10 protein-coding genes are annotated in these 13,713 nt (G+C 45.8%); all 10 read right to left on the bottom strand.

Going from position 1 to position 13,713, the window contains the following annotated elements; translation table 11 throughout:
• Positions 1-159: 159 nt before the first annotated feature.
• Positions 160-492 (bottom strand): DUF6488 family protein, encoded by a 333-nt coding sequence (locus CW735_RS10680; protein WP_071979814.1) that lies wholly within the window; start codon positions 490-492, stop codon positions 160-162.
• 26 nt (positions 493-518) lie between these two features.
• The gene (locus tag CW735_RS10675; protein ID WP_071979813.1) at positions 519-1,058 is read right to left on the bottom strand and encodes a hypothetical protein; all 540 of its coding nucleotides are present in this window, start codon (positions 1,056-1,058) and stop codon (positions 519-521) included.
• 20 nt (positions 1,059-1,078) lie between these two features.
• Positions 1,079-1,774, bottom strand: a complete 696-nt coding sequence (locus CW735_RS10670; protein WP_071979812.1) for a HupE/UreJ family protein — start codon at positions 1,772-1,774, stop codon at positions 1,079-1,081.
• The gene (locus tag CW735_RS10665; protein WP_100972053.1) at positions 1,764-4,907 is read right to left on the bottom strand and encodes an efflux RND transporter permease subunit; all 3,144 of its coding nucleotides are present in this window, start codon (positions 4,905-4,907) and stop codon (positions 1,764-1,766) included. The genes CW735_RS10670 and CW735_RS10665 overlap by 11 nt, the downstream gene beginning before the upstream one ends.
• An 11-nt stretch (positions 4,908-4,918) precedes the next feature.
• Positions 4,919-6,160: an efflux RND transporter periplasmic adaptor subunit gene (locus tag CW735_RS10660; protein ID WP_071979810.1), complete on the bottom strand. Its 1,242-nt coding sequence runs from the start codon at positions 6,158-6,160 to the stop codon at positions 4,919-4,921.
• Positions 6,161-6,168: 8 nt separating this feature from the next.
• On the bottom strand, positions 6,169-7,452 hold the full coding sequence (locus tag CW735_RS10655) for a TolC family protein (protein ID WP_071979809.1): 1,284 nt from the start codon (positions 7,450-7,452) through the stop codon (positions 6,169-6,171).
• 27 nt (positions 7,453-7,479) lie between these two features.
• The gene (locus tag CW735_RS10650) at positions 7,480-8,475 is read right to left on the bottom strand and encodes a M56 family metallopeptidase (protein WP_071979808.1); all 996 of its coding nucleotides are present in this window, start codon (positions 8,473-8,475) and stop codon (positions 7,480-7,482) included.
• Between the two features lie 5 nt (positions 8,476-8,480).
• Positions 8,481-8,861, bottom strand: a complete 381-nt coding sequence (locus CW735_RS10645) for a BlaI/MecI/CopY family transcriptional regulator (RefSeq protein WP_071981273.1) — start codon at positions 8,859-8,861, stop codon at positions 8,481-8,483.
• A 403-nt stretch (positions 8,862-9,264) separates the two neighbouring features.
• Positions 9,265-11,838, bottom strand: a complete 2,574-nt coding sequence (locus tag CW735_RS10640) for an ExeM/NucH family extracellular endonuclease (protein ID WP_071981272.1) — start codon at positions 11,836-11,838, stop codon at positions 9,265-9,267.
• Between the two features lie 317 nt (positions 11,839-12,155).
• Positions 12,156-13,475 (bottom strand): DUF2252 family protein, encoded by a 1,320-nt coding sequence (locus tag CW735_RS10635; RefSeq protein ID WP_071979807.1) that lies wholly within the window; start codon positions 13,473-13,475, stop codon positions 12,156-12,158.
• Positions 13,476-13,713 lie beyond the last annotated feature (238 nt).

The following is a 13,713-nucleotide window of genomic DNA, read 5'->3' as shown; positions in this document are numbered from 1 at the left end:
GGCAGAGGTTGGTTTATTGCGATTTTTTGGTAATGACGAGTGATTAGGGGATGTGTGAGTTAACAGTGTTAAGTTGGCGCAGTATGAATTAACTCTTATTACTAAAATGATAATGGAGCACTAAGCATTAACGCTAAGTGCCCATCAACATTTTCGTATTTAAAAGTCGTTCGTAGCATTTACATCCAATAACTGACCGTTGTTGGCTATCTTGAAAAAGATTTGCTTGGCAGCTTCAGAATTAGAAGCACTTACCACATAGAACTCTTCTTCGACGCTAACGATACTGAACTTTTCAGACGGCAAGCCTTTCCACGACTCATCTAGCTTGCCCACCTCAAAACCAAAATCTTTGAAGGTCATTTGCTTCACATATTTAGCTGTAATGCTGATGGCGTTCTGGCCGCTGATGACGCCATGTTCGCCATGTGCAAGAGTACTACCACTGATTAATGTGCAGCAGAGTACCGCTGCGGTAAGTGCTTTTTTCATACATTCTCCAATTTTAATAAGTTGAATTATTGCTTCAGGCCAATGACTTGGTATTCGCCCTTTACCAAAAGCTGCACAGCAATAGGCTTGTCCGATTTGTTTTTCCAATACCAGCCGTGTGAACCTGCAAAAGGAGCTGTAAAGCTGCCTTTAATCTCATTGGCGGTCGCTATGGTATAACTTTCGAAATACCCAGTGGTATCGCCTTCCGGTTCACCATGTAAGTCGAAATACAGCGCTTCACCGTCGGTCAGCCATTCATACGTCATCTTGGAATATTGCTGCATGGCAAATTTGTATTCGACACCGCGTCCCGCAGGCACTAGCACTTCAATAGTCTTAAAATCGCTGCTGCCTGACACTTCAGTAACAGTTTCATCGGCAGAATCAACAGTTTTAGATTCAGCCACTTGTGCAAGGGTCGTCAGCCCCAGTTTATGCCCAATTCCGGTTGGGTCGATGTTGTATTCCGCTGGAAGAATAAAAGTCACCAAAGCAATTGCCGCCACAACCGTTGCGGTGATACTGGCTTTGACTAAGGTTTTTGTACTGACAGTGTGTTGCATAATATTCTCTTGTTATGAGTTTAATTAACGAAGTAGCCGGTAAGCTGATATCCCACCAACATAACGCCAGCACTTATGAGCGCCGTGTTGGTCATGGTAGAGAAACGCTGGAATGAAGGCAGCTTTCGCCAAGCGTTGATGGCTATCAGAATAAACACGAGTGCTGCAAACTGGCCCAGTTCAACACCGATGTTAAAGGCAATCAGATTGGTTATGAGTCCATCTGCCGGTAAATGGAATTCCTGTAATTTGGTTGCCAATCCAAAACCGTGAAATAAGCCAAAGATCAGTACCGCCCATTGCGTATTGGGTTGCCAGTTAAAACATCGCTTGAAACCACCTAAGTTATCAAAGCCTTTATAGACGACAGACAAACCAATAATGGCATCAATTAAATAGGCGTTAACCTGAATATCGCTCAGCACACCGAACAGTAAGGTTGCGCTGTGACCAATAGTAAACATACTCACGTACAGAAGTACTTCCTTGCTTCGGTACAGGAAGAAGATGACACCCACTAAGAACAACAAATGGTCATAGCCAGTGATCATATGCTTAGCCCCGATGTACAAAAACGGAATAAACTGTACACCTTGGTTTTGTTCCAGAAATGCGCGGGTATCGTCATCCACGCCATGTGCGAATACATCAATGCTAATTAGAGCTAATGCGCCCATCAGCAGAGTTAGGCTAATTTTAATAAGACTACTTGGCATTAGACGATTCCAATACTTCTACGTCAGTCAAAAATGACTCCTTCTCTTTGTGTAAAATTCGATATAAGGCCGGAATAACGAACAGAGTGAGCAAGGTGGATGAAATGATCCCGCCAATAACCACTGTAGCCAATGGACGCTGAACTTCAGAGCCAATGCCGGTATTGAGTGCCATAGGGATAAATCCCAGCGATGCCACTAATGCGGTAGTTAATACTGGGCGCAACCGAGTTAGCGCACCGTCAAAGATGGCCTGATTCAGATTCACGCCATCTTTGCGTAATTCACGGATAAAGGACACCATTACCAAACCATTTAAAATGGCGATACCAGACAAGGCGATAAAACCTACCGCAGCCGAGATGGAAAATGGGATATCACGCAATAGTAGCGCAGCAATTCCCCCGGTTAATGCCAGTGGCACACCCGTGAAGATGATCATCGCGTCTTTAAACGAGTTCAGTGCCAGAATCAGCAAACCGATGATCATTAGCAAGGTAACTGGCACAACAATACTGAGGCGCTTGGAGGCCGACTGAAGCTTCTGGTAAGTGCCACCGTATTCAACCCAGTAACCTGCCGGCGTTTCGACTTTTTCCGCTACAGCTTGCTGAATGTCAGCCACAAAGCTACCTAAATCACGTCCTCGCACATTGGCGGTGACCACCACCCGGCGTTTGCCATTTTCCCGGTTTATCTGGTTGGCCCCGGACACCAGCTCCAGCGACACCAATTCTTGTAGCGGAATGCTGTGACCATCTGGCAGCGTTATGGGCAGGTAATTGAGCGCATCAATATCCTGTCTGCGTGATTCGCCTAAACGCACGACAATGTCTGAGCGCACATCACCCTGATAAAACTTCCCAGCAACTGCGCCGCCCATAGCGGTAGCCACGTGCGATTGCACATCTCCAATACTGATCCCGTGCTGCATGAGTTTTTGATGGTCAGGCACAATATTCAGCATGGGTAAGCCGGTAGTCTGTTCAACCTGAATATCGGCAATGCCTTCTACCTGAGAAATGGCAGATTCAATTTCAGCGCCTAAACCTGTGAGAGTATCGAAGTCGTCTCCAAATACCTTAATGGCCAGCTCTGCCCGAACGCCAGCCAGTAACTCGTTAAAGCGCATCTGAATGGGTTGCAGAAATTCGTAGCGGTTGCCGGGTATGGACGCAACCAGAGCAGCGAGTTCTTCGACGATTTGCTCTTTCGTCTTGTCAGGATCAGGCCACTGCTCACGGGGTTTTAAAATAATGAAGTTATCCGCCACACTAGGTGGAACAGCATCGGTAGCCACATCAGCGGTGCCGATTTTGGCAAACACCCGCTCTACTTCCGGCATCTGCTTAATTTTGTCTTCCAGCGTTTCCTGTAGTGCAATAGCCTGACTCAGTGACGTACCCGGAATGCGCAGAGCATGCATAGCAATGTCCCCTTCATCAAGATTGGGGGCAAATTCGCTTCCTAGTTTGGTTACCTGATAGCCAAATACCACCACCAGTAGTGACGCAGCGAATACAACTATCCAGCGACCTTCCAACACCAAGCTTAACGCCGGGCGGTATAAGGCCTCGGCTCCACGAATAAGTGGACTGTGTTTTTCTTTGACTGGCTTTTTAAACAACAACGCAATGGTGGCGGGAACAAAGGTGACAGAGAGCAACATCGCACTTAATAAAGCTATAACGACAGTAATAGCCATCGGATGGAACATTTTGCCTTCTACACCTTCCAGCGCAAAAATGGGCAGGTAAACGGCTGTGATGATAAACACACCAAACAATGCCGGGCGGATCACCTCACGGGTAGCTTCAAACACCAACTCCATGCGCTCTTTAAGTAGCAATGGTCTATTTCCACTTTGGCTGAGTCTGCGCAAACAGTTCTCAACAATAATAATCGCTCCATCAACCAACAAGCCGAAATCCAGTGCGCCAAGGCTCATGAGATTAGCACTCACGCGGGCCTGAACCATTCCGGTAACGGTCATTAACATGGCAAAAGGGATCACCAGAGCGGTTAAAAAGGCCGCTCGAAAGTTTCCTAACAGCACAAAAATCACCACAATGACCAGAAGCGCACCTTCCAATAGGTTGGTTTGTACGGTCTGTAATGTCTTATCCACTAGCTTAGTGCGGTCATATACAGCGGTAGCGACAATGCCTTCAGGCAGGCTGGCGTTGATTGCTTTCAGCTTCTCACCCACGGCATGAGCCACGGTACGACTGTTCTCTCCAATCAACATGAACACAGTACTCATAACCACTTCGCGGCCATTTTGCGTTGCAGCGCCGGTACGTAAACCCTGACCATTTTTGATATCCGCTACGTCCTTAATGGTTAGCGCAGAACCTTTGGTCGATTTCAGTGGAATACGGCCTATTGCTGCAATATCTTCGGCCTGTCCGGGAACTCTCAACAGCCACTGCGCACCGTTTTGTTCAATAAATCCTGCGCCTTTATTCTGGTTGTTGCTGGCAATGGCATCGACTACATCCGCTTGGGTTAAACCAAAAGCCAGCAGCTTTTCAGGCTTGAAAGCAATCAAAATTTCACGTTCAAATCCACCTATGGGGTTTACTTCCACCACACCCGGCACTCGCATTAACTGTGGTCTGATAGTCCAGTCGTGAACGGTACGTAAATCCATCGGTGTGATAGGCGAACCATCTGCATGGGTAGCATCAGGTTCGGCATCAACGGTGAACATGAATATTTCACCTAAGCCCGTAGCAATGGGGCCAAGCTGAGGCTCCAATCCTGTCGGCAACTCGGAACGGGCGGCGGATAATCGTTCATTCACCAACTGGCGAGCAAAGTACACATCCGTGTCGTCACTGAATATCGCGACTACCTGAGATAACCCATAGCGCGAGACCGAGCGAGTATAGGTCAGCCCAGGCAAGCCTGCCAGAGCGGTTTCCAATGGAAATGTGACCCGTTGCTCTATCTCAAGAGGGGTATAACCCGCTGCTTCGGTGTTGATCATCACTTGTACATTAGTGATATCTGGTACCGCATCAATCGGCAGCTTAGTGAAATTCCATACCCCTAGTCCGGCAACAGCTAATACCATCACCAGCACGAGAAACTTTCGCTTTATCGAAAAGCGTAAAATCGACTCCAACATGATTTACGCTCCTAGTGGTCGTGAGATGCGCCGGACTTTTCAATGTCGGCTTTTAAGATGTAACTGTTCTCGGTGACATACTCGGTGCCCGGATTTAATCCGCCGAGCACTTCAACCCATTCTCCGCCTTCACGCCCTAACTCCAGCATACGTACTTCATACTGTTCACCGACTTTGGCATAAACCACCGTAAAATCGCGAAATCCCTGTAAACCAATACGTTTAACTGCCAGTGGTACGTCTATGGTAGCAACTTCAATTTGCGCCTGAACGAAGCTGCCTGTGGTCAATTCACCTTTTTCGTTAGATAAGTTTACCCACACGATGCGAGCCTGATCATCCCGCACCTTGGGTTCGATAAACGAAATGGTGCCTTGGTAGTTTTTATCCACACCTTCAACCTGCAAGGTCACCACCGAACCTTTGCGGACTTTTTGATAGTCCCTTGGATACACAGCCAGCTTCGCAATGTATTGGCTGCTATCCGTTATGCTCAGTAAGTTTCGGCTGGCAGTTTGTTCTCCGGCGTTAGCAAACTGCTCTGTGATAACGCCATCCGACGGCGCTTTAACTTGATAAGGCTTCAGGCTCTCATTACTTTCTACCGTTAACAGCGTTTGCCCTTTCTTCACCTCTTCACCGAAACCCACATGCAATTTGGTAATTTCCCCATCAAAACGAGCCGAAACAAAACGTTGCGCCCCTACAGGTAGTGCCAATGTGCCGTAGGCAGGGATAGTCTGATGCAGGGTCGCAGGTCCTGCGATAGCCGTTTGAATATCCATTGCCTCTGCCACAGCTTGCTCAATAGTGGTACGCCCTTCGAAGTTGTCGTATTGCCAGCGGTAGGATTTACCCTGATGTTTGGCTTCGATGGTTACCACAAAAGAATGGGGTTCATAGATTTCCATATCACCACGCAGGAAATCACCTTGAACATAGAAATTAATGTCATCAACAACATTACCCAAGCGGGTCAATTTAACGTTTAATTCTACCGACTTTGGATCGATAGGTTGGCCTTCTTTGGTGAGCCAAACGCGAAATTCAGGTGGAACGCCCGTTTCGAAAATTGACAATTCCAAAGCGAAATCACCGTCACGCAACATACGTCCTCGATGCGGGCCTTTTTCTGGTTCAGCCTGTTCAGCAGCAGGCACAGATGATGCCGTTACGGGTAGGCTGATTAAGCCTAAGCTGAGATTCATTAACATCGCCAAACTCAATGACGAAAAGATTTTATTGTTTTTCATAATTTGTCTCACTGAGATAGGGATGTACCGGTCAGGCGTTGAATTTCAATATGCTGCAAATGCAGGCTTTCAAACGCTTCAAGCAACTGTGTTTGCGCACTGAGTAATTCACGGCGCACGCCACTGTATTGGTTGTAACTGAGTTGACCTCTATCAAAGGCATTACCTGCTTCAAATAAGGCAGTTTCTAATGTGGGTATAATGTTCGTTTGTACGATTTGTATCACGTGCTGTGAATGCGCTATTTCCTGTAGCAGTACATAAAGTTGTGCATCCAGTGACTGCATCAACGCACTTTGTTCGCTGGCTACTACATCCTGCTCTGCTTGCAATGCGGAGATCGTCCCGGCATTGCGGTTGCTATCGCCCCACGGAATGGAAATCCCAGCAACCAAACCAAAATCGTCTGTCGCTTCATAGCGGCGTAACCCTGCGGTAAACTGCCATTGGGGTTTAGCTTCGATGCGTGCCAGTTCCATTTGCGATTGAGCGATACGCTGGGCACTAACGAACTGTTGTAAGCGAGGGTTTCGCTTGAGCAGTGCTAGTTGGCTTTCAAACGGTGGAACAGGCGGTAAAGTGTGCAAATTTCCGTTCAGTTGATAGTTCTCAGCAGGTTTACCCCACAGAGAGGCCAGTTGATACTGACTGGCTTTGAGTTCATGTTCTATGTCTTCTACGGCCAATTCCCTGCGTATCAGCTCCGCTTTTGCCAGTTGCACTTCAAAACTTGAACTCTTACCGGCTTTCACTCGCTTGGCTATAGCTTCTACCACTTCTTCTGCCTGAGTTTCAGCCATCCGATTGATTTTGAGACGCTCTTGTTTAACTAAAATATCAATATAATGTTTGGCCACCAATGCAGATAAATCCAGTGCTTTAATTTGCTTTTCAAGCGTCAGTTTCGCAGCTTCGCTTTTTGCGGCACTTACCCGACTATCGATTTGCTCCTGTTGTAACAACCAAGAATAGGTCAAAGTTGATTCCATACTCTTAATACCACTGACCTCACCCGTACCCATCACATCTTCAACCATCAGTCCAATTTGGGGACGTTCACCTACACCAGCTTGCTGAATACGTCCCTGCCAAACCTGCTCCTGTGACACTAAAGCCTTTAATTCTGGGTGGTAATTTAAGGTCATCATTACAGCCTTAGGTAGGCTTATAATCTGAGGAGTATCCTCTGATGTAGCTTTCGCCGATAAAAGTAAACCAACTCCGGCAAGTACGACGGAAAACCGATAGCCAATCGGTTTTTTAATCTTGCGTTTACAAAGAATATCTTTCATTCCCAGTCCTTATCTTGTGGGTAAAAGCTAATGGGTGAAAAAGGTTTCGATAATGTGGTGGATACTATCAACCGTAGAAGCGGTTAATAGAGGCGCAGAAGCAAACAATATGATTGCAAAACCCATTGCTAGTCGGGACGAAGACATCACCGGGCTAATAAGGCATTGCACACGCACCGTGGTTTGATCATTGCCGAAGTAGCTCGTTTGCAAGCCATCGCAGCCCATGTTGTTGTGCATGGAGTCTACACTTCGTTGCATGCGTGCGACATTAATCAGGGTTTGAGCGACATCTAAGTTGTCATATTCCTTGGTCACCGCACTATCCGCTATCTGCTCGGTCAATAAAGTAAATTGCTTGATTAGTTCTCGCGTCGCAGAAGCAGGGAAAAAAGCCGCAAATGTTGCAAAGACAACTTTGTACATGGGATCACGCGCTTCAACATGCGCCATTTCATGGCGGATGATGATATCCAACTCCTGCTCATTAACCCGTTCTTTAAGCGCAGTTGTAACATAGATTTTCGGAGACAGCAGCCCTGTGGTAAAGGCTGCCGGTATTGGCATCGGTAACGAATAATACCCCTGCTTACCGTTGATATGCTGTAATTTGATATCAGATAAGCCAATCAAATCTGCCATCGCAGATGATTGCTTTCTACGAATATAAACGGTTCTTGTCACTGACCAGAGCAAATATGCAGAGGCTGATAACAAGGTAACAGCATGCCAACTGGTGAAACTAAAAATATCGACGTGGTGCCAGTGCGCAAAGTCGTTTAGCCAAGCTGCGGGGAATACGTCTTGCTGCCTCGGCCAGAAAAAGCCTACACAACTAATTGCGATCCACCACGGCGCAGTCACTAATGACCACAAGGTGACTTTGCGAATCCCAAAGGTGAATTGTGATATCTGGTGAAGAGTGAATGGTGAAATAACCGCAATGAAAGCCACACTGATCGCAAATGCCAGCACAGCAATGCTCAGTAAATTCAGTGTTATTGCCAGATTTCCCACCAACATGTTCGTTAGTTCCTTTTGCGCAACTTGCGTTGTTGTTCTATCAACTGTTCCAGCTTATCAAGTTGGGCATCATCCAGATTGGCAGAAGCTGAGCTGAATGCTGCAATCAAGCTATGCTCACCGTCTTCAATAAAATCGCTGGTCACGTTGGTGATAAGCGTTGCAATCAATGCTTCCCTGTCTACTTTTGCTCGGTAACAGTAGGCGTGCCCCTGTTTGGTTCGGCTCAACAAACCTTTTTTAAACAAGCGATCTAAGGTGCTCTGAATGGTATTGAGTGAATTCCCACGAGACTGCCCAAGCACGGCATGTACTTGTTTCGCGTCAGCTTCAGAAGCATTCCACAGATACTGCAACACCTGTTTTTCCAATTCACCTAACTGCATATCATTATTCTCTCGCATTAATGATGCTATAGTGACAAAATAAAAACCGATAGGCAATCGGTTTTTTGGGGCGAGCGATATAGGTTGGTTAATAATAAAGTATTTGGTGACTGCGGTAATCGTTGTCGCTGCTTCTTAAGTTGCCAAGCGCAGTAAGTAGTTTGGCATTAATCCAGCATTTTTATTTGCTTTTAGCAATACCAGAAATACGGTGATGCAAAATTGACCGTGCGTAACTTGTCTAAAGCTGCCTATCAGATGGTATCTAAATCTATGGATAAAAATGTCAGTTCAAGGATAAGCTTCTACAGCTAAAAAAAACTAATAAACAATAAAAATAAGGCCCTTTAAGTGATTAAAGGACCTTTATTTATCGGTAAATCCAACTTACTAGTGACGTTTTTTACGCCTTATTAGTATCCACGCGAGAGAAGCGGCGAAAACCAACCATTGCAGCAAGCAATGTTAATAAACCTCCCATAGAGCCGCCCGAGCTATCTTCCTCTTCAACAGGCACTGGTAGTGGAGCAGGATCGTCTGCAACCAAGTTAAACGTAGCAATGAACGGGTCGTGGTCTGAGCTTCTAAACGGACCTACATCGGTAAACGCATAACCTTCTTCGTCTGGATAGAAGCGAAGAGCTTGGTTGTATTGCAGTTGATAAGCTTCAACAGAGTTGATATTCCAATGCGTCCCATCTACAGCATCTGCAAGCATGGCATCACTAGCTAAAACATGGTCTAGGCTTCCCACTTGTTCTGTACCAAAGAACCAGTAAGAGAAACCGTCTTCGTCGAATGTTTCTGCAAGATTATGGTATCCATAGCTTGTATCTACTTCTACCGATTCACCCTCATCCATTCCAGTGCTGACCGCAGTTTTAATGGTGTATCCGCGCTCTTCTGGCGTATAGTGAGTCAGTACCGCAACAGGGTCTTCTGCGCTGTATGCGTTCAAATCACCTAGTATAATTTTACGTTCAGGCAGAGTTTCATCGTTAAGAGCGTTGCCCAGCGTAATAGCAGCTGACACTCTAAGCGCGTTACAGCTACCCTGAATGGTATCTATTTCTGATGGCGCCTCAGCGATGTCTTCCGCACACTGCGATCCCTTCGATTTGAAGTGGTTCACAGCAACCGCAAAGGTCTCACCGCTTTCGATGTGTTCAAATGTTTGCACCAATGACGGACGCATTCTCGCAAGTCTATCTTCAGATATCTGTTGTTCAGGCATTGCCACTGTCACTGCATCGCCTTGTGGTGTAACAACAGTGCCGCGGTACAATAATCCAACGGTGATAGCATCAGTGCCGATTTGAGTGTTATCAGCCGTGCTGATAAACGCGTACTGCTCTGCCTCGCCAAGCTGTGCATTAATTGCGTTGAGTAATGACTGAATGGCACTGTCATTACCAAATCCATCGTTTTCGATCTCCATTAGGCCAACAACATCGGCATTTAAATCAACGATAGCTTCAACTATTCGACCTTCCTGGAGTGCGAATGCCTCTTCACTGTCAGCACCACGATTATTGTCGTAGTCGAAAGTCAGCTCACCATTCTCATCTTCATCACCGTTGAAGTAGTTCAAAACGTTGAACGTAGCAACCGACAAATTGCCCTCACTTACCACAGGTGTATCTTCACGGGTTGAAGTAACGGTAATCACCTCGGTAGGATTGATACGGTAAGTTCCAAAGCTGAAATTCAGTGGGCCCGAAGCAGACACAGTGTCGCCAATTCGGATGGCGTTTGCGTAGTTAAAATTAGGGAAAAAGCTTATAGCGTCTGGGTATTGTGAACCGCTGTTATCTTCAATCGTTAAAAGACTGGCTTCGCTTTCTGCTTGTGCAGCTGCGTAGGCTTCAGATAATGGGGCGGCTACATCGCTTGGTTGGCGTTTTACACTATCACTCACCACAACTTCACCGAAACGCCAAAGAGAGTTAGTACTGGTTACTGTGGCATCGGTAACGCTTACTAACATACCTTCATAGGCTTCTAAGTCCTCTTCGTAAGGCATAGATATATTAATAGTAGTGATATCATCGCTTGTACCGCAATCAGCAGGTACGACGTCACTATCCATCTCTAAGGTTGTCATACCGAAGTTCTCGGCTACATTTCCATACAAACGAACAATGTTGCCAACGGCGATGTCGGTTTCGCCTTCCACAATAATTGCCTCAGACGTCATTGCGTCATTGTCGCTATCAGCGTTTTCTTCTTGAATAAAGAAACCACCTTGGCGTTTACCGGTAATGATGGCTTCGACAATATGATTGTTACCCACTTCTTCAGATGCGGTGCCAGCGCCTTGAATTGTGCTTAAAAGTGTTGCATCGTCGCCACAAACGCCTAAAGCAACTGGAGGTTCTACAGGTGGCTGCTCTACATCACCACCGCCTTCTGTGGTAAATGTGCCTAAAGGGAACGGGGTAGACGCTTCGTCGTTTGTATTTGCGCCGTCAAGTGCATTAGCTCCGCTATAAGCCCAATTTTCGTCATTGAAAGCGCCAGCGTTTGCGGTTTGTCCATTAGTGCGATATGCCCAACCATCAAGGTATTCCCAAGCAGTGCCATTGCCATCAACATTAATGTCGCCAAACGTATCTACCACATTGCCGTCTTTAAAAAGCTCTACGGCATCGTCGCCATTTATTGCCATTGCCGAGCTGTCAAAATCGGGTGCATTACCAAAAAATGCGGTAAAGCCATCGATGTCTGATGCAACATACAGATAGGTACCTGCTGAAACACTTTGAGATGGAAAAGTGAACTCTTCACCGTCGCTTCCGCCTCCGTTATTGGCACTTCCAATACCATAGGTAGATAGATCTGCTACATCATTAATCACATAGAGCTCAACAGCCTTTGGCACACCGCCTGAAAGAGGGCCATCAATAACGCCGCTAATAACAATGTCGTTGGCATATACAGCATGACTTGCCGCAGCAAGCGATAGTGCGGAAAGAATGCCGGCACTGAGTTTAGAGAGTTATGTTCTCACGTGTTTTTTCCCTTTTGTAGTAATCTTTTTTTATCATTAAGTGCCTGTAAAGGCCGCAACTTTTGTGTTGCTATGATTACCGTATAGGGCTTTTGTTAGCGTAAATATGACTAGTTCTTATTCAACCTGATTTTAAAAATATACAGTAAAATCAGTTGTTAAGGTGGTTTGAGTAAGTTTACTTAAAAGATTAATTGCGTAATATGAGGCGCGTTACCCGTATAAGTAACGCTATCGTGAATATCTTTTGGTGGTTTTATCCTCCAAGTGAGCTTAAACCCAGTCTAGGCTTTAGCGATTGTTTCGCAAAACCATGTGTAGTCGCTTTGAACTAGTTCTGCATATTGATTAGCAATTGCGACAAGGTTGTCACGTTCTTCTGTTAGCACGCTAGCTGCAGCATTGGCAAACCGAGTACTGCGTCTGTCTCCCCGACAGTGGGCTAGGGCAAGCGTGTATCCACAGAGCTCGGCAACATAGTTAAAGCCTCCATTTACCGCTTTATTGCCCATAGCGACATCTTCAGGGGTAATGCCTACTTTTGCATGATGGCGAGAGCGAATGAGAAAATGTTTATCATTGTAAATGGCTTCATCGAGAATAAGGTCGGCGTGACGCTGCATTCTTCGTTGGCTTCGTGCCGTTAGATGCGCAGGGTTAAGCAGGTTGACCGGGCAAAGAGATTTAAAGTGATGTAGCGGGGCAGCTTCGCGCTGCTGTTTTACTTCAACAATGTGACATTGAGAAAAGCTTTCTGCGGTATGCGGCTTTCTGGGGCCGACTAAAAAATAAAATCGGTCCATATTCACAGAACCCGTGCCCGCGTTCTCTCTTTTAACTATATCTACAACAGTATCATCCATAAAAGGCGCAAATGCATTATAGAGTTCTTGATACTCCTTAGCGTTTAAAGGTGTGAATTTACCTCTATTGGCTTTAAATGTTAGGGGGTCGTCGTTGAAGGTTACCGCCCTAGCCAAAGCGCTTTTAGTGGTAAACGCATCGCCACCAGCGCTTCGCATAGCAGCCTTGTCGTATAATTTAGCAATTTTAGATGGGCTTTTATCTGGGCGGTAATCAACAGCATCGTAGATAACGCTAGCATCTGCTGTTACATTCTCGCAGGTGTTAATATAAGTAGATAGCAACGTTTGCTGCGCCTCAGTAACAGCATTTTTGCTTATAACTGGTTTACTAGTATCAATGTCGTCAAAACGATAGGTACCGTTTGCAACTCCCTCGCAGTGAACTTGTGTTAGAGACAGCGAGGTAAGTAAACGCAAAATATCCCATTCAGCTCGCCCAACACAGGCGTCGTCAAAATCGTTGGGAGAAAAAATGACTGTATCGCCATGAGAGCCTTCCTCGGTAAGAAAACCAAAATTGGATAGGTGGCAGTCGCCAACAACACTGGTCAAAGGAATATTTTGTAGGTTGTCTGGCGTCGATATGACCCCATTATAGACGTCGGAGTAAAATAGCTGGGCAGTGCCACGGAAAAAAACAAATGGACTAGACGCCATTTTGAGGTGTTTTCCAATTGACCTTGATGGAGATGAACCATCAACTCTGGCTATTTCTTTTGCTAATTGCGAATGTCGCATCAGGCTACTCCACTGTTATCGCGTTGTTTTTAAACAAATTTGATAAATTTTAGTCGTTCGATTCAATATCTTGATTAGGCGATTCACATTTACCAATTAGTAATTTATAAAATGGCGCGTTATTCTTTACACCAAGTTGAAGGGCACCTGCAAAAAGCCATTAAGCGGTAAAACCAAGTGCTCGATATATACGTAAAGATTACTCTCGTATGCCATAGGCCTACGAATCTAATTTAAA

It is taken from the genome of Alteromonas sp. MB-3u-76, from assembly GCF_002831605.1.
Taxonomy (GTDB): Bacteria; Pseudomonadota; Gammaproteobacteria; order Enterobacterales; family Alteromonadaceae; genus Alteromonas; species Alteromonas hispanica.
The sequence above is the reverse complement of the archived record's forward strand: the minus strand, read 5'-3'. Positions and strand labels throughout refer to the sequence as shown.

Excerpts from the sequence above, each read along its gene's own strand:
- CW735_RS10680 (WP_071979814.1), bottom strand. The coding sequence starts at position 492 with ATGAAAAAAGCACTTACCGCAGCGGTACTCTGCTGCACATTAATCAGT.
- CW735_RS10675 (WP_071979813.1), bottom strand. The coding sequence starts at position 1,058 with ATGCAACACACTGTCAGTACAAAAACCTTAGTCAAAGCCAGTATCACC.
- CW735_RS10670 (WP_071979812.1), bottom strand. The coding sequence starts at position 1,774 with ATGCCAAGTAGTCTTATTAAAATTAGCCTAACTCTGCTGATGGGCGCA.
- CW735_RS10665 (WP_100972053.1), bottom strand. The coding sequence starts at position 4,907 with ATGTTGGAGTCGATTTTACGCTTTTCGATAAAGCGAAAGTTTCTCGTG.
- CW735_RS10660 (WP_071979810.1), bottom strand. The coding sequence starts at position 6,160 with ATGAAAAACAATAAAATCTTTTCGTCATTGAGTTTGGCGATGTTAATG.
- CW735_RS10655 (WP_071979809.1), bottom strand. The coding sequence starts at position 7,452 with ATGAAAGATATTCTTTGTAAACGCAAGATTAAAAAACCGATTGGCTAT.
- CW735_RS10650 (WP_071979808.1), bottom strand. The coding sequence starts at position 8,475 with ATGTTGGTGGGAAATCTGGCAATAACACTGAATTTACTGAGCATTGCT.
- CW735_RS10645 (WP_071981273.1), bottom strand. The coding sequence starts at position 8,861 with ATGCAGTTAGGTGAATTGGAAAAACAGGTGTTGCAGTATCTGTGGAAT.
- CW735_RS10635 (WP_071979807.1), bottom strand. The coding sequence starts at position 13,475 with ATGCGACATTCGCAATTAGCAAAAGAAATAGCCAGAGTTGATGGTTCA.